This is a genomic window from Leifsonia shinshuensis (assembly GCF_022606355.1).
In the GTDB taxonomy this organism is placed as follows: Bacteria; Actinomycetota; Actinomycetes; order Actinomycetales; family Microbacteriaceae; genus Leifsonia; species Leifsonia shinshuensis_B.
Genome location: NZ_JAHHZQ010000002.1, coordinates 974,409 through 992,552, shown reverse-complemented (window position 1 = coordinate 992,552; position 18,144 = coordinate 974,409). Strand labels below are relative to the sequence as shown.

17 protein-coding genes and 1 pseudogene are annotated in these 18,144 nt (G+C 72.6%); 13 read left to right on the top strand and 5 right to left on the bottom strand.

Annotated features, from left to right (window positions below; all coding sequences use genetic code 11):
- Positions 1-5 precede the first annotated feature (5 nt).
- Positions 6-1,289 (bottom strand): serine/threonine-protein kinase, encoded by a 1,284-nt coding sequence (locus tag KNO15_RS11590; RefSeq protein ID WP_241703877.1) that lies wholly within the window; start codon positions 1,287-1,289, stop codon positions 6-8.
- Positions 1,290-1,386: 97 nt separating this feature from the next.
- Here KNO15_RS11590 and KNO15_RS11585 point away from each other — a divergent pair, with 97 nt between their 5' ends.
- From KNO15_RS11585 to KNO15_RS11575, 3 genes are all read left to right on the top strand, one after another.
- A complete protein-coding gene (locus KNO15_RS11585) occupies positions 1,387-1,893 on the top strand; it encodes a MarR family winged helix-turn-helix transcriptional regulator (RefSeq protein ID WP_241703876.1) in 507 nt (168 codons plus the stop codon).
- Positions 1,894-1,964: 71 nt separating this feature from the next.
- Complete coding sequence (locus KNO15_RS11580; protein ID WP_208039134.1) at positions 1,965-2,129, top strand: hypothetical protein; 165 nt, start codon at positions 1,965-1,967, stop codon at positions 2,127-2,129.
- 11 nt (positions 2,130-2,140) lie between these two features.
- Positions 2,141-2,395, top strand: coding sequence for a DUF6458 family protein (locus tag KNO15_RS11575; RefSeq protein ID WP_241703875.1), 255 nt, complete (start codon positions 2,141-2,143; stop codon positions 2,393-2,395).
- A 55-nt stretch (positions 2,396-2,450) separates the two neighbouring features.
- Here the strand turns inward: KNO15_RS11575 and KNO15_RS11570 are convergent, their stop codons facing one another.
- On the bottom strand, positions 2,451-3,818 hold the full coding sequence (locus KNO15_RS11570) for a pyridoxal phosphate-dependent decarboxylase family protein (RefSeq protein ID WP_241703874.1): 1,368 nt from the start codon (positions 3,816-3,818) through the stop codon (positions 2,451-2,453).
- Between the two features lie 115 nt (positions 3,819-3,933).
- On the opposite strand from KNO15_RS11570, the pseudogene KNO15_RS23500 reads away from it, so the two are divergent.
- From KNO15_RS23500 to KNO15_RS11560, 3 genes and pseudogenes are all read left to right on the top strand, one after another.
- A pseudogene (locus tag KNO15_RS23500) lies at positions 3,934-4,098 on the top strand (class I SAM-dependent methyltransferase); the annotation flags it as partial.
- Positions 4,092-4,727 carry a class I SAM-dependent methyltransferase gene (locus KNO15_RS11565; RefSeq protein WP_241703873.1) on the top strand — a complete coding sequence of 212 codons (636 nt, stop codon included), beginning with the start codon at positions 4,092-4,094 and terminating at the stop codon, positions 4,725-4,727. The pseudogene KNO15_RS23500 and the gene KNO15_RS11565, both read left to right, overlap by 7 nt.
- Before the next feature lie 34 nt (positions 4,728-4,761).
- Positions 4,762-5,643 (top strand): aminoglycoside phosphotransferase family protein, encoded by an 882-nt coding sequence (locus KNO15_RS11560; protein ID WP_241703872.1) that lies wholly within the window; start codon positions 4,762-4,764, stop codon positions 5,641-5,643.
- Between the two features lie 120 nt (positions 5,644-5,763).
- Here KNO15_RS11560 and KNO15_RS11555 read toward each other — a convergent pair whose 3' ends face one another.
- Positions 5,764-7,905 (bottom strand): DEAD/DEAH box helicase, encoded by a 2,142-nt coding sequence (locus tag KNO15_RS11555; RefSeq protein WP_241703871.1) that lies wholly within the window; start codon positions 7,903-7,905, stop codon positions 5,764-5,766.
- Between the two features lie 272 nt (positions 7,906-8,177).
- Here KNO15_RS11555 and KNO15_RS11550 point away from each other — a divergent pair, with 272 nt between their 5' ends.
- The 3 genes from KNO15_RS11550 to KNO15_RS11540 all read left to right on the top strand — a co-directional run bounded on the left by KNO15_RS11550 (position 8,178) and on the right by KNO15_RS11540 (position 10,844).
- Positions 8,178-9,674 carry a phytoene desaturase family protein gene (locus tag KNO15_RS11550; RefSeq protein ID WP_241703870.1) on the top strand — a complete coding sequence of 499 codons (1,497 nt, stop codon included), beginning with the start codon at positions 8,178-8,180 and terminating at the stop codon, positions 9,672-9,674.
- A complete protein-coding gene (locus KNO15_RS11545; RefSeq protein WP_241703869.1) occupies positions 9,674-10,129 on the top strand; it encodes an SRPBCC family protein in 456 nt (151 codons plus the stop codon). The genes KNO15_RS11550 and KNO15_RS11545 overlap by 1 nt, the downstream gene beginning before the upstream one ends.
- Before the next feature lie 247 nt (positions 10,130-10,376).
- Positions 10,377-10,844, top strand: coding sequence for a GNAT family N-acetyltransferase (locus KNO15_RS11540; RefSeq protein ID WP_241703868.1), 468 nt, complete (start codon positions 10,377-10,379; stop codon positions 10,842-10,844).
- 13 nt (positions 10,845-10,857) lie between these two features.
- On the opposite strand, the gene KNO15_RS11535 is transcribed toward KNO15_RS11540, so the two are convergent.
- On the bottom strand, positions 10,858-11,256 hold the full coding sequence (locus tag KNO15_RS11535) for a phage holin family protein (RefSeq protein ID WP_241703867.1): 399 nt from the start codon (positions 11,254-11,256) through the stop codon (positions 10,858-10,860).
- A 95-nt stretch (positions 11,257-11,351) separates the two neighbouring features.
- Here KNO15_RS11535 and KNO15_RS11530 point away from each other — a divergent pair, with 95 nt between their 5' ends.
- Positions 11,352-12,416, top strand: a complete 1,065-nt coding sequence (locus KNO15_RS11530) for a S1C family serine protease (RefSeq protein ID WP_241703866.1) — start codon at positions 11,352-11,354, stop codon at positions 12,414-12,416.
- A 238-nt stretch (positions 12,417-12,654) separates the two neighbouring features.
- On the opposite strand, the gene KNO15_RS11525 is transcribed toward KNO15_RS11530, so the two are convergent.
- Entirely contained in the window at positions 12,655-13,413 is a 759-nt protein-coding gene (locus tag KNO15_RS11525) for an IclR family transcriptional regulator (RefSeq protein ID WP_241703865.1), read from the bottom strand.
- Between the two features lie 120 nt (positions 13,414-13,533).
- Between KNO15_RS11525 and hutH the strand changes: the two genes are divergently transcribed.
- The 3 genes from hutH (at position 13,534) to hutI (ending at position 18,055) form a co-directional block, all read left to right on the top strand.
- Positions 13,534-15,123 (top strand): histidine ammonia-lyase, encoded by a 1,590-nt coding sequence (gene hutH / locus KNO15_RS11520; RefSeq protein ID WP_241703864.1) that lies wholly within the window; start codon positions 13,534-13,536, stop codon positions 15,121-15,123.
- Positions 15,124-15,221: 98 nt separating this feature from the next.
- Complete coding sequence (gene hutU / locus KNO15_RS11515; protein WP_241703863.1) at positions 15,222-16,895, top strand: urocanate hydratase; 1,674 nt, start codon at positions 15,222-15,224, stop codon at positions 16,893-16,895.
- Complete coding sequence (gene hutI, locus KNO15_RS11510) at positions 16,895-18,055, top strand: imidazolonepropionase (protein WP_241703862.1); 1,161 nt, start codon at positions 16,895-16,897, stop codon at positions 18,053-18,055. The genes hutU and hutI overlap by 1 nt, the downstream gene beginning before the upstream one ends.
- The last annotated feature ends 89 nt before the right edge of the window (positions 18,056-18,144 follow it).

Here is an 18,144-nt window from a genome sequence, read left to right as displayed (position 1 = left end):
AGCTCTCAGCCCTTGCCCTTGCCATTGCCGGAACCGTTGCTCTTGCCGTTGTTCTTCCCCGATCCCTTGCCGGGATGGTCGCCCTTCTGCGGCGCGGGCGGCTGCTGGACGTGCTGCGCCGGCGCCGCCGGTGGCGGGGGCTGGGTCGTATCCGCCGGCTCCACGGTCTGCGGCGGAGCCGTCACAGTCGGAGTCGGTCGGTGCGTCGGCTCGCTCCGAGCCGCGGGTGCCGCCGGCGCGAAGACGATGCCGAGGCTCAACGCGACGGCCACGATCGCCGTCACGCCCGAGACCAGGAGCGCGCCGTCGGTGAGCCGCCGCCGACGGCGAGCGGCGCGCCCGCCGTTCCGCGGGCGTCGCAACGGAGCGGGGCCGGTCACCGGCAGAACCGCGGGCGGCATCGCCGCGGTCGGCGCCTCACCTCCCCTGTCGGAGTCCGCGACGGGTCCCGGGGCGACCCAGCCGGCAAGCTGCGGAGCGAGCTCCCGCGCCATGACCGCGACCTCCAGTGCCGTCGGCCGCAGATGGGGATCACGCGAGGTCATGGCGCCGATCAGGCCACGCCACTCCTCCGGCAGCGACGCCGGGATACGCGGGTCGCGCACGAGCCGCGCGGTCACGGCCTCCACCGGGGTACCCGGATACTCGCGCACACCGGTCAGCGCCTCCAGCACCACCAGTCCCAGGGAGTAGACGTCCGCCGCCGGGCCGGGCTCCGCACCGGTCGACTGTTCGGGGCTCAGGAAGCCGGCCGTGCCGATGATGGTCCCCGCCGTCGTCACGCGCTCGGCGCCCATCAGGTGCGCGATGCCGAAGTCGGTGAGCTTGGCGTGCGGCATCCCGCCCGGCACCTCCGAGTCGGCGAGGAGGATGTTCGCCGGTTTCAGGTCCCGGTGCACGATCCCCGCGGCGTGGACGACCACGAGCGCCTCGGCGATCCCGGCAGCGATCGCCGCGACCTCCGCGCCCGGCAGCGGACCGCGGTCCAGCCTGGTGCCCAGATCCTCCCCCTCCACGAGCTCCATCACCAGGTAACTCGGTGCGAGGTCGTCGTCGGCCGAGAGGTGCGCGTCATACAGACACACCAGGTTCGGGTGCGACAGGCGAGCCAGCGCCATGGCCTCGCTGCGGCGGCGGGCGCCGTCGGCCGCTCGACCCGGCACGAACAGCTTGATCGCGACGGAGCGCCCGAGTTCGCGATCGTCGGCGCGGTAGACCGTCGCCATTCCGCCACGACCCAGCGGTTCACGCAGTTCGTAGCGGTCGAGCATGACGGTGTCGGGAAGCACCCCGCGAGCATACGCGCTCGATCGGATGCCGTGAATCCGCCGACAGTCATCGATCCGCCCGTTGAAATCGTCGACGAGCGGGAGATGACTGAGAGGAGTGAGCGAACGATCGGATGCGCTGCCCGCGGATGTGCCGCCGCCCGACCGGGGCGTGCTCGAGGCGCTCCAGGTCTACCGGGCCGCGGAGACGGCGATGCGCCGGCGCACCGGGGCGGCCATGGGCATCGGCGAGAACGACTTCCTCGCGCTCCGGCTGATCCTCGACAACGCAGCGGGAGGCCGGCGCACCGCCGCCAAAGACGTGAGCGCCTATGTCGGTGTCTCGAGCGCCTCGACGACCGCTCTGATCGACCGGCTGGTGCAGGCCGGTCTGGTCGAACGACGAACCAACGACACCGACCGCCGGTCCGTCGATCTGGTGCCGACGCGCGCGGCCTTCGGCGACACCGGGCCGATGGTCGCCGCCCAGGAGCAGATCGCAGCCCGGGCGGCCGAGCTGAGCGAGGAAGACGCCAAGACGGTGACGCGCTTCCTCACCACGATGCGCGAGACCGTCGACCGCATCAGTGCGGAGCGACACGCGAATAGGCCGGAAAGGACCTGACGTCAAGGGGATTGTTCGACAACCGAAGCAGTTGTTCGGTGGTCTATGTCAAGGAAAGGACAACCCCTCCCATGAACATCCTGCTCATCATCATCGCCATCATCGCGATCGTCCTGCTGCTCACCGGCGGCTTCGTGCAGTCTCTGAACTTCCTGCTGTGGGTCGGCATCATCCTGCTGGTCCTGGCCGTGATCGTCTGGCTGGTACGACTGCTGACCGGCAGCCGCCGAGTGTAGGGAGGCCCGCCATGAGCCTCGGTACCGGAATCGTCCTGTTCGTCATCGGCGCCATCCTGGCGTTCGCCCTGAACGTGCAGGTCAGCTGGATCGACCTCCACCTGGTGGGTTACATCCTGATGATCGCCGGCGCCGTCGGCATCATTCTCGGCATCATCCTGATGACCCGCCGTCGCCGCACCATCGCGACCACACGCACAGCGGTCGATCCGGTGAGCGGTGAGCGCGTCACCCGCCGGGTGGGCGACAGCGACGACATCGTCTGACCCGGATGACGCGAAGGCCCCCGCCGTGCGGCAGGGGCCTTCGTGCTGTGCGGACTCAGTCCATGGTGTCGAGGATCTCGATGAGGTCTTCGTACGTCGTCAGCGGGTTGAGCACGGCGAAGCGGGTGTTGGGGCGTCCGGCGTGCGAGCTGGGCGTCACGAAGGCGCGCTGCTCGTCGAGGAGGCGGGCGGACCAGAGCGCGTAGTCCTCCTTGGTCCAGCCGTCGCGCTCGAACACCACCACCGAGAGCTGCGGCTGGCGCACCAGGTGGAATCCTTCGCGCCGGTCGATCTCGTCGGCGATCCGCCGCGCCAGCTGGAGCGACGCGGTGACGGCGTCGCGGTACGCGCCTGCGCCGTGCGAGGCCAGCGAGAACCAGAACGGGAGGCCGCGAGCGCGCCGCGTGAGGTGGGCGGCGTAGTCCGACGGGCTCCACTCGGTGGTGTCCGTCAGCGTGTCGAGGTACTCGGCGTGCTGCGTGTGGGCGCGACGGCCCGCCTCCGGATCGCGGTAGAGCAGCGCGCAGGCGTCGAAGGGTGCGAACAGCCACTTGTGCGGGTCGACGATGAGCGAGTCGGCCCGCTCGACGCCGGCGAAGCGCGACCGGGCGACGGGCGACAGCATCCCGGCGAGACCGTAGGCGCCGTCGACGTGCAGCCAGAACCCGAACTCGTCCTTCAGGGCGGCGATGGAGGCGATGTCGTCGACGATTCCGAAGTTGGTGGAGCCGGCGGTCGCGACGACCGCGAAGACCGCGTCGCCGTGCTCGACGAGCGCCGGGCGCACGGCTTCGCCGGTGAGCACTCCGGACTCGCCCGGCGAGACGGTCACCACCTCCACGTCCATCACGCGGGCGGCGGACGCCACGGAGGAGTGCGCCTCTGCGCTGCAGACGATGATCCAGCTGCCGGGAGGGTTGCCGCGTTCGGCACGGGCGCTGTCGCGCGCGGCCACGAGCGCGGAGAGGTTGCCGAGCGTCCCGCCCTGCACGAAGACGCCGCCCGCCGTGGGAGGCAGCCCGAACTCCGACGCCAGCCAGGTCAGCACCTGGTTCTCGGCGTAGACGGCGCCCGAGCCCTCCAGCCAGGAGCCGCCGTAGACGGCGCTCGCGGAGACGACGAGATCGAAAGCCGTCGCAGCCTTGGTCGGCGCGGTCGGGATGAACGAGAGGTACCGCGGGTGGTCGGTGGTGATGCACGCCGGGGCGAGCACGTGCTCGAACACGGCGAGCGCGCGCTCGGCACCCATTCCGCCCTCCGACACGGTGCGCCCGGCGAGCCTGCGCAGCTCCGACTCGGGCAGCGGCTTGTCGAGTGGCGTGTCCGTGGCGAGGATGCGCCGGCGCGAGTAGTCGAGCACGAGATCGACCAGTTCGCTGGTCTCGGCGGTGACACTGTGCATGCGTGCGGAATCGGTAGTCATGGGTCCTCCGCACCCATGCTGACATACGCTCCCTGTCACCTTTCCGTCCGCAGACGCAGCTTTGCTGCGCGTTTTCGACTGCCCACGCGCATTACCCGCGCAGTAGGGTGTGGCCATGCCCGGCGGGAGCGGTATCTGGGGACGCGGCAGCGCCTACGAACGCTATGTCGGGCGTTGGAGCAGCCGGGTCGCTCCGCTCTTCCTCGACTGGCTCGACCTGCCGCCGGGACTGAGCTGGCTCGATGTCGGCTGCGGCACGGGCGCCCTCACCGAGTGCATCCTCGACCGGACGGCGCCGGCACGGGTGGTCGGCGTGGACCCGCCGAGGGGTTCGTCGCCGCCGCGAGGCAACGCCTGGGCGGGCGATCGACCTTCTCGGTCGCCGCCGCGGACGACCTCCCCCTGCCCGACTCCTCCGTCGACTGCGCGGTGTCGGGGCTGGTGCTCACATTCGTGCCGGACGCGCCGTCGGCGCTGGCCGAGTCGCTCCGCGTCGTGCGCGCAGGCGGGACGGTCGCCGCCTACGTGTGGGACTACGCGGGCCGGATGGACCTGATGCGACGCTTCTGGGACGCCGCGGCGGCGCTCGACCCGGCGGCCGCGGAGCTCGACGAGGGCCTGCGGTCCGCGCTCGCGCATCCCGACGCCCTCGCGGCGCTGTTCGGGGACGTCGGCTGCTCCGGCGTCGGGGTGACGGCGCTCGACGTACCGACGGTCTTCGCGCACTTCGACGACTACTGGGAACCGTTCCTCGGCGGCCAGGGGCCGGCGCCCGCGTACGCGATGTCTCTCGACGAGGACGCACGGGAGGCGCTCCGCCGCCGGTTGGACACGACCCTGCCGCGCGAGCCCGACGGCTCGATCGCGCTCGTGGCGCGAGCGTGGGCGGTGCGCGGGATCGTGCCATAGGTCTGTCAACAACCTCCTGCGCTAAGGTCGCACGGTGTCATCGACCCCCACCGCCGATATCCCCACGGACGCCGAACTCGTCGCCGCGCTGGTGGCGGCGCAGCATCCCGACTTGGCCGGACCGCTTCGGCTCGTCTCCGACGGCTGGGACAACCAGTTGTACCGGCTGGGCGACGATCACGCCGTCCGCATCCCGCGGCGCGAGGTCGCGGCGCACCTCATCGAGCACGAGCAGCAGATGCTGCCGGGGATCGCCGCACGCGTCCGCGCACGCGTGCCGGTGCCGATCCGCGTGGGCGTTCCGTCCGCGGCGTTCCCCTTCCCCTGGAGCATCGTCGACTGGATCGACGGCGTCGACGGGGCCTCGGTGGCCGCAGCCGAACGCTCGGGGCTGGCGGAGCCGCTGGCCGCGTTCGTCGGGGAGCTCGCCGTGCCGACTCCCGACGCTCCCCGCAACCCGGTGCGGGGTGTTCCGCTCCGGACCCGCGCGGAGGTCGTGGGCACGCGGCTCCGCTCGCTGTCCGGGCGGATGGAGGTCGCGGCTCTCGAGCAGGCGTGGCGCGAGGCGCTCGCGGCACCCGAGTGGGACGGGCCGCCGCTGCTGCTGCACGGCGACCTCCACCCGGGCAACCTGCTGCTGACCCCGGCCTCCGGCCTGGCGGCGGTTCTCGACTTCGGCGATGTCACCTCGGGCGACCCGGCGACCGACCTCGCCACGGCGTGGCTGACGTTCGACGAGGAGGCGCGCGAGCGTTTCCGTGCAGCGCTGCCCACCCCGCCCGACCCCGCGACCTGGCGCCGAGCGCGCGGCTGGGCCGTGACGATGGGCACCGCGCTCGCAACGTCGTCGGACGACAACCCGCGGATGGCCTCCCTCGCCCGGCACGCCCTCGACCAGATCAACGCCGACGACTGATCGGGACGGCGCGACGTGGGCGCGAATCGCGCGAGACGACGTACTTTCGGCCGTCTCGCCCGACGAGAAAGCCCCCGCCCGCAGCGTGAGCTGCGGGACGGGGGCTGAGGGTTCTGCGGATCAGACCTCGTCGGAGGCCTCGGGCGCGGACGCCGCGAGCGCGAGGTCGGTGATCAGCTGGTCGCCCGGGATGGCCGGCACGAAGTCGGCCTCGATCTCGGCGCGCTGCAGCAGGTCGCCCATGCGGCGCTGACGCTGACGCGGGATGAGCGTCACGACCGTGCCCTGCTTGCCGGCGCGGCCGGTGCGGCCGGAGCGGTGCAGATACGTCTTGTACTCGTCCGGCGCGTCGGCCTGGATCACCAGGTCGATGTCGTCGACGTGGATGCCGCGGGCGGCGACGTCGGTCGCGACCAGCACGTTCACCCGGCCGCTGGTGAGCTGCGCCAGGTTGCGCGTGCGACGCGACTGGTTGAGGTCGCCGTGGAGGCTGACGGCCGGGATGCCGGCGTCGTCGAGCTGGTCGGCGAGCATCTCGGCGAACGCGCGGGTGCGGGCGAAGATCAGCGTCTTGCCCTCGCGGTCGGCGAGCTGCTCGATGATGGCGGGCTTGTCGCGGTGCTCGATGACGAGGACGCGGTGGTCGATGGTCGAGGACGCCTGGTCCTCGCCGGCGACCTCGTGCACCGCCGGGTCGACGAGGAACTCGTCGACGAGCTGAGCCACGCCCTTGTCGAGGGTCGCCGAGAACAGCAGCTTCTGGCCGCCCTCCGACGTCTCGCGCAGGATGCGCTGCACCGGCTCCAGGAAGCCGAGGTCGCACATGTGGTCGGCCTCGTCCAAGACGGTGACGACGACCTCGCTGAGGTCGAGGCGGCCCTGCTCGATGAGGTCCTCGATGCGGCCGGGGGTGCCGATCACGATGTCGACGCCGCGCTGGAGCGCGCCGACCTGGCGGCCCTGCGGCACACCGCCGTAGATCTGCGTGGTGAAGAGGCCGACGCTGCGCGCGATCGGCTGCACCGTGCGGTCGATCTGGAGGGCGAGCTCGCGGGTCGGAGCGAGGATCAGCGCGCGGGGCGCGCGGCCCAGCTGACGCTTGCCGCCCGACTTGCCCTGCTCGGCCCACAGCTGCATGAGCCGCTCGACCAGCGGCGCGCCGAAGGCGATCGTCTTGCCGGAGCCGGTGCGGCCACGACCGAGGACGTCCTTGCCCGCGAGCACGTCGGGAATGGTGGCCGCCTGGATCGGGAACGGCGTCTCGGCGCCCAGCTCCGCGAGGGCGCGGACGATGTTGCCGCCGAGGCCGAGGTCGCCGAAGGTCACGCCCTCCACGTCGGACGCCTGGATGGCGTCGGCCTGGAGGCGCTCGAGCACGACGTCGTCCTGCGCGTTGAACGCGGGCTTCTCGTCACGCGACGGGTAGTAAGAGGAGTCGCGGCGCGGGCGCTCGGCGCGGTCGTCGAACGAACGGCGCGGACGCTCGTCGCGGTCGAACTGACGGCGCGGACGCTCGTCGCGGTCGAAGTCGCGGCGGGGCCGCTCGGCGCGGTCGCCACGGTCGTCGAACTGACGGCGCGGACGCTCGTCGAGGTCGCGACGCGGGCGGGCGGCCCGGTCGGCGCGGTCGTCGAACTGACGGCGCGGACGGTCGTCGTCACGACGGGGACGGTCGGCGCGGTCGTCGAACGAGCGGCGCGGACGCTCGTCGCGATCGAAGTCACGACGCGGACGGTCGGCGCGGTCGAACTGACGGCGCGGACGCTCGTCGCGGTCGAAGTCGCGGCGGGGCCGCTCGGCGCGGTCGCCACGGTCGTCGAACTGACGGCGCGGACGCTCGTCGAAGTCGCGACGCGGGCGGTCGGCCCGGTCGGCGCGGTCGTCGAACTGACGACGCGGACGGTCGTCGTAGTCGCGACGGGGACGGTCGTCTTCACGACGGCCGGCGCGCGAACGGTTGTCCCACTCGCGCTCGGTGCGACGCGCGTCCTTGCCGCGCGGCTCCCAGTTGGGGCGCTCGGTGCGGCCGGCCGAGCCGCCGCGCTCCGAGCCGCCGCGCGCGTTGTCGCGGGTGCCGAAGGTGTCGCGGCCGCGGGCGGCGCGGTCGTCGGCGGTCCAGCGGGCCTTCTTGCCGGCGGCCGGGGCCTCGTCGCGGAATCCGCGGTGCTTCGGGCTGCGGCTGCCCGCACCCTTCGGGGCGCCGTGGGAGGCGCCGGTGCGCGGCTGCGAGGATCGTCGGTCGGTCTTCTTGTACGGGGGCATACGTGTTCTTCCTGGGTTGCTTGAGAAATGCGCGGCGGCACGCTGAAGCGCACCGGAGATTCCCCGGCAGACATCGCCCGGGGCCGTTCACATCGTGATGAATCCGCTTGCCGAATGGCTGCGGAACCGGCCCACCTGACTGACAAACCCATCCGCGCCGAAATGCGCGGTGTCAAGAGCCGACTGATAAACGATACAGGATGCAGGCTGGGAAGACACTGCTGATCGTCGAGCTCCCTGCCGGGCCGCGACGAGCGGGGTATACAGGAGGCATGACCTCCGTCGACGCGATCGTCATCGGCTCGGGACCGAACGGCCTCGCCGCCGCCGTGACCCTGGCCAGGGCCGGGCTGCGCGTGCACGTCTACGAACGCAATGCGACCGCCGGCGGCGGGATGCGGACCGAGGAGGTCACCCTCCCCGGCTTCCGCCACGACATCTGCTCGGCCGTGCACCCGCTGGCGTTCGCCTCCGGCTTCTTCCGGAGGTTCGGGCTCGCCGACCGGATCCCGTTCATCACGCCGACGGCCTCCTACGGCCACCCGCTGCCCGGCGGGGAGGTCGCGCTCGCCTACCGCGATCTCGAGCGCACCGCGGAGGCTCTCGGCCCCGACGGCCCGGCCTGGCGCGCCCTGCTGGGCCCGCTGGCACGCGAGGCCGACGCGGTCGCCCAGTTCACCGGATCGAACCTGCTCCAGCTTCCGCGGCATCCCCTCGTCGCCGCCCGGTTCGGCCTCGCCGCCCTCTCGCAGGGCGGACCGTGGTGGAACCTGCCGTTCCGCACCGAGAAGCCCGGCGCGCTGCTGACCGGCGTGATCGCGCACACCACCCTGCCGCTGCCGAACCTCGCGGGAGCGGCCGCCGGGCTCGCACTGGCGACGTACGCTCACGCCCGCGGGTGGCCCATCCCCGTCGGCGGCTCGCAGTCGATCGCCGACGCCCTCGTCGACGACCTGCGCGCGCACGGAGGCGAGGTCGTGACCGGCGCCGAGATCCAGTCGCTCGGCGACCTCCCCGACGCCAGGGCCGTGCTCTTCGACACGCACGTGGCGATCGCGGCCCGGCTCGGCGAGGACCGCCTTCCCGCGGATTACCTGCGCAGGGTCGGGGCGTTCCGCAACGGCAACGGCGTCTTCAAGATCGACTTCGCGCTCTCGGGACCCGTGCCGTGGCGCAATCCGGAACTCCTGGAGACCGCGACGGTGCACCTCGGCGGCGAGCGCTCGGCCATCGCCCGCTCCGAGCGGGTCGTCGCAGCGGGGCGCGAGAGCGACGACCCGTACGTCCTCGTCGCGCAGCCCACCCTCTTCGACGCCGGCCGGGCTCCCGCCGGCAAGCACGTGCTCTGGGCCTACACACACGTGCCGCGCGGGTCGACCTCCGACCGCAGCGAGGCCGTCATCGCCCAGATCGAGCGGTTCGCCCCCGGATTCCGCGACCTCGTCCTCGCGACGGCGACCAAGACGGCGCACCAGATGGAGGCGTACAACCCGAGCTACATCGGCGGCGACATCTCGTCGGGAATGCCCAGCCTGTCCCAGCTCGTGATGCGACCGGTGCTGTCGACGGACCCGTGGCGGATGCCGGGACGCGGGCTCTACCTCGCGTCTTCGTCCACGGTCCCCGGCCCGGGCGTCCACGGGCTGGCCGGCTACTACGCGGCGCGCAGCGCCCTGCGTCACGAGTTCGGCGTCACCCGGATGCCGTCGCTGTCGCCCTCCGCCTCCGCCGCGCGGGCGATCCCGGACGACGAGGACGAGGTCGCCTGATGTCCGTCAACGTGCGCCGTTTCGCCTGCACCCCCGACGAGGTCTTCACGGCGCTCGCGGACCCGTGGGTGTTCCCGACCTGGGTGGTGGGGGCGTCGCGGATGCGTGCGGCCGACGGCCGCTTCCCCGAGCCGGGGTCGCGCCTCCACCACTCGATCGGCGTGTGGCCGTTCGTGCTGAACGACGAGACGACGGTGCAGGTGTGGGACCCGCCGCGGCGCGTCGAGCTGGAGGCCAAGACGCGGCCGTTCGGAACCGAGCGCGTCGTCATCGAGGTGCGCCGGCGCGGCCGGGGCTGCGTGGTGCGCATGGAGGAGGAGGCGATCACGGGGATCGCCGCGCGCATCCCTCGGCTGATCGCCCAGCCGATCCTCTGGATCCGCAACCGGGAGGCGCTGCGCCGCCTGGAGTGGGTGGCGCGCGGCATCAGCCGACAGAAGTCAAGGACCTCCTGACGTCGGCCTGTAGTTCTGACCTCGGTTGCAGGCTCTCACCTCGGTCGCAGGCTCCCTCGGCGCTGGGGTCGCGGCATCGCTCCGCGCTGCCCCTGAGCTCCACCGCGCGGCGCTGGGGTCGCGGCATCGCTCGGCGCTGCCCCTGAGCTCCACCGCGCGGCGCTGGGGTCGCGGCATCGCTCCGCGCTGCCCTTGAGCTCCACCGCGCGTAACCTCCACGACACACGCGCTGGCTAGCATCGTGCGCATGATCACGAGCGTGTCCGCCGAGCCCGCCCGCTCCCCCGGCGTCGAGGAGCTGCTGCGGCTCAGCGACGAGTTCACCTTCGCGCTCTACCCGGCCGAGAGCTGCTACCTGCTCGACGTGTCCGAGCTGGAGCTCCCGGGGGTCACCGTGTTCGTCGGGCGCGACGAGAAGGGCGGGGCGCTGGGCATGGCCGCACTCGTCGAGAAGGGCGACGGCACCGCCGAGCTCAAGCGCATGTTCGTCCACCCGGACGCGCGCGGACGCGGTCTCGCCGCCGGCCTGCTCCGTGCCGTGGAGGCGCAGGCGGCCGTGGCCGGCATCCCGGTGCTGCAGCTGGAGACAGGCCCGCTGCAGCACGCCGCGATCGCCCTCTACGAGAGCCGCGGGTACGTGCGCATCCCGAACTTCGGCGACTACGTCGGCGACCCGCACTCGGTCTGCTTCGCGAAGACGCTGCGCGCCGCGTGACGTTCGGTGCCGCTCAGCCTCGCGCCGCGGCTCCCCTGCCCGCCACCTTCTTCTTGAGGAAGATCAGCGGAAGCAGCCAGCCGCCCAGCGCGGTCACGATCCAGACCACGAGTGCGGCGAGCACCCAGGTCACGAAATCGTCCACGCGGATCCCGCCGGGGAACAGCGAGGCGATGATCAGCGCGAGCAGCGTCGAGACCAGTCCGATTCCGCCGAGGACGGCGGAGGCGTACTTGCGGGCGAGATTGAAGATGAAAGGCGCCAGGATGCTCTGGGCCACGGCGAAGACCGCCACGGCGATGAGGAGGCCCTCCCAGTCCAGATGGAAGCCGGGGAGGAGCCAGGACGCGACCAGGAGGCCGAGCGCAGCGGTGACGACGAAGATGGCCGCACGGATCAGGAATCTCACCATGCACGAAGGGTAGCGCCCCCAGAAGCGATGAGGACGGTCCTGGTGCTCCGTCGACGCTCCCGCTAGCCTGGCGCCACCGTCGAGAGAGGCCGCCTGTGACCGACACGAAGTCCACCCTGCGCCCGTGGACCGTCGCACTGCTCGTCGTCGGCTGCGCCCTGGTCCTGATCGGCGGCGGGATGGTCGCGGGAGGCTTCGCCGTGGCCGCGCTCTCGGCCGGCCGCAGCGGATCGTGCGACGCCGCGCGCGTGGCGGACCAGGTGCTGCCGAGCGTTGTGACGATCGCGGTCGTCGGCCAGCGCGGCACCAGCAATGGAAGCGGCGAGATCATCACCGATGACGGCTACATCCTGACCAACAACCACGTGGTCGCCGACGCGGCGTCCGGCGCGAAGCTCACGGTCCGGTTCAGCGACGGGCACGAGCTGCCGGCGACGCTCACCGGACGCGACCCCAAGACCGACCTCGCGGTGATCAAGGTGACCGACGACCAGCCCCTCCCCGTCATCGCCACCGGCGACTCCGGATCGCTCGTCGTCGGCCAGCCGGTCGTCGCACTGGGTGCGCCCCTCGGGCTGTCCAGCACCGTGACCGCGGGGATCGTCAGCGCGCTGGGACGCACGGTTCCCGTCCCGAGCGACGACGACAGGAACGCGGTGCTCGCCGGCGCCATCCAGACGGACGCATCCATCAACCCCGGCAACTCCGGAGGTGCGCTCGTCGACTGCAGCGGCCGCCTGATCGGCATCAACACCGCGATCGCGACGGTTCCGGGTTCGGGCGGCCAGGCCAGCACCGGAAGCGTCGGCATCGGCTTCGCCGTGCCCGAGTCGCTCGCGCTGCCGATCGCCGACGAGCTGATCGCGCACGGAAAGGTCTCGCACCCGACCGCCGGGCTGACGGTCGTCCCCATCCCGCCGTCCGCCGCCGCGGCGTTCGGCGTGACGGACGGGCTGTTCGTGCAGTCGATCGTCTCGGGCGGCCCGGCGCAACGGGCGGGCCTCCGCGTCGGCGACGTGGTCACCTCGGTGAACGGGCACACCGCGAGCAACATCGACGTGCTCACCGCGATCCAGGTGACCAGCAAGGCGGGCGACGAGGTGACGGTCGAGTACCTCCGCAACGGCGCCTCCCATACGACCACCCTCACGCTCGAGTAGCGCTGCTTCGCCCGCGCGAGGCGGCGCCGAGGGGCACCCAAGTGCCCCTTTAGGGCCGGTTTAAGGGCGCTTGCGTGCCCCTCGACTCGGGCCACGCGCTCGGCGCGCCCGAACCGGCAGCGGGCGCGGGCCACTCCGGCGACCGAAGGGTCGTCGAGGGGCACGCAGGCGCCCCTAAAGGGCGGGTTTTAGGGCGTTTGCGTGCCCCTCGCGGGCGGGTCGGCGAGCACGCTCGCGCTCAGCTGCCGCGGATGCGGCGCGAGAGCTCGGCGGCCGCCTCCCGTACCCGGGCGGCCAGCGCGTCCCACTCGGCCGGCGGCACGTTCTCGCGCGGGAAGGTGACCGCGATTCCCGCCGCAGGCCAGCCCGCGTGGTCCCGCACCGACACCGCGACCGACGCGAAGCCCGGGGTGACGTCGCCGTCCTCGGTCGCGTAGCCGCGCTCCCTGGCCTCCACCACCAGGCGGCGCAGCTCGGCGTAGGAGTGCGGCCCGGCGCCGGTGCGGTCTTCGAACGCGTCGGCGTCCGGGTACAGGGCGCGCAGCTGGCCCGGCGGCAGCGACGCGAGCAGGGCTCGGCCGCTCGCGGTCAGGTGCGCGGGCAGCCGCACGCCGACGTCGGTGACCAGTCGCGGCCGCCGCGGCGCTCGCTCCTCCACGATGTAGACGACGTCGCGGCCGTGCAGCACGGCGACATGCCCGGACTCGCCCAGCGCATCCACCAGCGCCGCGACGATCGGGCGGCCGAGCCGGCTCAGCGGCTGCTGGCGGGAGAACCCGCTCGACAGCTCGTAGGCGGCGACGCCGAGGCCGTACCGGCGTGCCTCGGGGAAGTGCAGCACGAAGCCGTGCTCGGCCAGAACGGTGAGCAGGTGGTAGACGGTCGAGCGCGGGAGGCCGAGGGAGGCCGCGATGGCGGCGGCCGGCACCGGGCCGCGCTGGGTGGCCAGGAACGCGAGGATCCGCAGGGTGTTGTCCGCGGCGGGGACCTTGCTCATGGCGCCTCCACTGTGCGTTCGCGCGGCAGCGGGCAGCCCGCATCCGCGAGTCTGGTATCCCGGACACCGAAGAGCCTAACCCCCGGGCGCCGACACGGCACCGCGGCGCATGATCGGAGCATGTCCGCCCTCACCACCGGTTCCACCCCCGCAACCACCCGACCGTCCGACGGCGACACCACGCCCGTCACCGTCGGCGCGCGACCCCTCACCATCGCCGAGGTCGTCGCCGTCGCCCGCCACGAAGCGCCCGTGCACCTGGACTCCGCCGCGCTGGAGAGCGTCGAGGCCTCCCGGGCGATCATCGAAGCCCTCGCCGACGACGTCGAGCCGCACTACGGGATCTCCACGGGATTCGGCGCGCTCGCGACCACCTTCATCCCGGAGCAGCGCCGGGCGCAGCTGCAGGCCTCCCTGGTCCGCTCCCACGCGGCCGGCTCCGGCCCGGAGGTCGAGCGCGAGGTCGTGCGCGCCCTCATGCTGCTGCGCTTGGCGACCCTGATGACCGGGCGCACCGGCGCGCAGCGGCACACGGTCGAGACGTACGCCGCACTGCTCAATGCGGGCATCACGCCGATCGTGCGCGAGTACGGCTCGCTCGGCTGCTCCGGCGACCTCGCCCCGCTCGCCCACTGTGCGCTCGCTGCCATGGGCGAGGGGCAGGTGCGCGTCGACGGACGGCTCATGGAGGCCGCCGACGCTCTCGCGGACGCGGGCATCGAGCCCGTCGTGCTGGCCGAGAAGGAGGGCCTGGCGCTCATCAACGGCACCGACGGCATGCTCGGGATGCTCGCGCTGGCGCTCGACGACCTCGACACCCTGCTCACCACGGCCGACATCACCGCGGCGATGAGCGTGGAGGCCCTGCTCGGCACCGACGCGGTCTTCGCCGCCGACCTCCAGCAGCTGCGGCCGCAGGCGGGCCAGGCCGTCTCGGCGGCCAACCTCCGCGCCCTGCTGGCGGACTCGCCGCTCGTCGCCAGCCACAAGGGCCCCGAGTGCACGCGCGTGCAGGACGCTTACTCGCTCCGCTGCGCACCCCAGGTGCACGGCGGCGCGCGCGACACCGTCGCCCACGCCACCAGCGTCGCCGAGCGCGAACTCGCATCGGCCATCGACAACCCGGTGCTCACGCCGGACGGCCGCGTGGAGTCCAACGGCAACTTCCACGGCGCGCCCGTCGCCTACGTGCTGGACTTCCTCGCGATCGTCGTCGCCGACGTCGCCAGCATGTCGGAGCGCCGCACCGACCGGTTCCTCGACAAGGCCCGCAACCAGGGCCTCCCGCCGTTCCTGGCGCACGAGGTCGGCGTCGACTCCGGACTGATGATCGCCCAGTACACCGCTGCGGGCATCGTGTCCGAGCTCAAGCGGCTCGCCGTGCCGGCGTCGGCGGACAGCATCCCCTCGTCGGCGATGCAGGAGGACCACGTCTCGATGGGCTGGGCCGCCGCGCGCAAGCTGCGCCGGGCGATCGACGGCCTCGGCCGGGTGCTCGCCATCGAGCTGATGACCGCGGCGCGCGGCGCCGAACTGCGCGCACCGCTACGGCAGGGTCCGGCGACGGGTGCTGTGACCGCCGCGCTGCGCGCGACCGTCCCCGGCCCCGGCCCCGACCGCCACCTCTCCCCCGAGATCGAGGCCGCCGTCGCCTTCGTCGCCTCCGGCGCTGCCGTCGCCGCCGCCCTCCCCGTCACCCCCCTCCACTAACCCGCCTCCGACGCCATCGCTTCCTCACTTCCTCCCGCGACACGCCGGTGGAAGGCGGGAGAAAGTGAGGAACGGATAGCTTGAAAGGACCACACGACATGCAGGGATCACGACCGGTGCGCGCGCCGCGCGGCACCGAGCTGAGCGCGAAGAGCTGGCAGACCGAGGCACCGCTGCGCATGCTGATGAACAACCTCGATCCGGAGGTCGCGGAGCGCCCCGACGACCTGGTCGTCTACGGTGGCACCGGCCGCGCAGCGCGCAGCTGGGAGGCGTTCGACGCGATCGTCGCCACGCTGCGTGATCTGGAGGCCGACGAGACGCTCCTCGTGCAGTCCGGCAAGCCGGTCGGGGTGTTCCGCACCCACGAGTGGGCGCCGCGCGTGCTCATCGCCAACTCCAACCTCGTCGGCGACTGGGCGACCTGGCCCGAGTTCCGCCGGCTGGAGGCTCTCGGGCTGACCATGTACGGCCAGATGACCGCCGGCTCCTGGATCTACATCGGCTCTCAGGGCATCCTGCAGGGCACGTACGAGACGTTCGCGGCGATCGCGGACAAGAGGTTCGCCGGCACCCTCGCCGGCACGCTGACCCTCACCGGCGGCTGCGGGGGGATGGGCGGCGCGCAACCGTTGGCCGTCACACTCAACGGCGGCGCCGTGCTCATCGTCGATGTCGACCGCACCCGACTCCAGCGCCGCGTCGACCACGGCTACCTGGACGAGCTGACCGACGACCTCGACGACGCGGTCGCCCGCGTGACCGCGGCGAAGGACGAGCGCAGGGCGCTCTCGGTCGGGCTGGTCGGCAACGCGGCCACGGTGTTCCCCGAGCTGCTGCGCCGCGGCGTGCCGATCGACATCGTGACCGACCAGACCAGTGCGCACGACCCGCTCAGCTACCTCCCCGAGGGCATCACCGTCGAGGAGTGGCACGACCGCGCCGCCGCCGACCCCGAAGCGTTCACGATCGCCGCACGGCTGTCGATGGCGAAGCAGGTGGAGGCCATGGTCGGCTTCCTCGACGCCGGCGCCGAGGTCTTCGACTACGGCAACTCGATCCGCACCGAGGCGCAGCTCGGCGGCTACGACCGCGCGTTCGCCTTCCCCGGGTTCGTGCCCGCCTACATCCGGCCGCAGTTCGAGGAGGGCCGCGGCCCGTTCCGCTGGGCGGCGCTCTCCGGCGACCCGGCCGACATCGCCGCGACCGACCGCGCGATCCTCGAACTGTTCCCCGACGACCACAAGCTCCGCCGGTGGATCACGCAGGCCGGCGAGAAGGTGCACTTCGAGGGCCTGCCCGCCCGCATCTGCTGGCTCGGCTACAAGGAGCGGCACCTCGCGGGACTGAAGTTCAACGAGATGGTCGCCTCGGGCGAGCTCTCGGCGCCGATCGTGATCGGCCGTGACCACCTCGACTCCGGTTCCGTCGCCTCCCCGTACCGGGAGACCGAGGCGATGAAGGACGGCTCGGACGCGATCGCCGACTGGCCGCTGCTCAACGCCCTCCTCAACACCGCGTCCGGCGCCACCTGGGTCTCCCTCCACCACGGCGGCGGCGTCGGCATCGGCCGCAGCATCCATGCCGGCCAGGTGGTGGTCGCCGACGGCACACCACTCGCCGCGGAGAAGATCGAACGCGTGCTGACCAACGACCCCGGCACCGGCGTCATGCGCCACGTGGACGCCGGCTACGAGCACGCGGCGGAGGTTGCGCGCGAGCGTGGACTCCGGGTCCCGATGGGCGAGCGCACCCCGACGCAGGAGGCGTGATGCCGCACGCGACGCTGCTGACCGGGATCGGCGAGCTCGTTACTTTCGACCCGTCGCACGAGGGGCCGCTCGGCGTCGTCCGCGACGCTGCGCTGCTCGAGGTGGACGGCCGGGTGGAGTGGACCGGACCCGCGGCGGCGGCGCCGCGCTCGGACGCCGACGCGGTCTTGGACGCCGGCGGCGCAGCGGTGATCCCGGGCTTCGTCGACAGTCACACCCACCTCGTCTTCGGCGGCGATCGCGCCGCGGAGTTCGAGGCGAGGATGGCCGGGCGACCGTATTCCGCAGGCGGCATACGAAGCACGGTGGCGGCGACACGGGAGGCGTCCGACGAGGTGCTGCGTGCGCGGCTCGCGCGCTTCGTGATCGAGCTGCGGGCACAGGGAACGACGACGTTCGAGATCAAGAGCGGCTACGGCCTGACCGTCCCGGACGAGGAGCGCATCCTGCGGCTGGCCGGGGAGGTCACGCCCGAGACCACATTCCTGGGGGCGCATGTGGTCCCCGCGGAGTACGCCGATGACCCGGAGGCCTACGTCGAGCTGGTGACGGGCGCCATGCTGGACGCGTGTGCGCCGCACGCCCGCTGGATCGACGTGTTCTGCGAGACCGGCGCCTTCACCGTGGAGCAGTCACGCCGCATCCTGACCGCGGGAGCAGAGCGGGGGCTCGGCGTGCGCGTGCACGCCAGCCAGCTCGGGCCCGGCGACGGTGTCGCCCTCGCGGTCGAGCTGGACGCCGCGAGCGTCGACCACGGCACCTACCTGACCGACGCCGACGTGGCGCTGCTGGCGGGCTCGGACACGGTGGCGACCCTCCTGCCGGGCGTCGAGTTCTCGACGCGGCACCCCTATCCCGACGCTCGAGGCCTGATCGACGCCGGCGTGCGAGTGGCGCTGGCGAGCGACTGCAACCCGGGTTCGTCGTTCACCTCGTCGATGCCGTTCTGCATCGCCGTCGCCGTGCGCGACATGGACATGACAGTGCCGGAGGCCGTGCGTGCTGCGACCCTCGGCGGCGCGGAGGCGCTGCGCCGCGACGACGTCGGCCACCTGCGCCCCGGCGCCCGCGCCGACTACGTCGTCTTGGACGCCCCCACGTACGTGCACCTCGCCTACCGCCCCGGCGTCCCCCTCGTCGCGAGCACCCACGTCGCCTGAGGGCGCGCGCTCCGAGACGGCGCGAACCGGGCTCCACGCGCGCGAGCCGGCCGAGACGCGCCGCCTCGACACGCAGCCGGGAGGCCGGA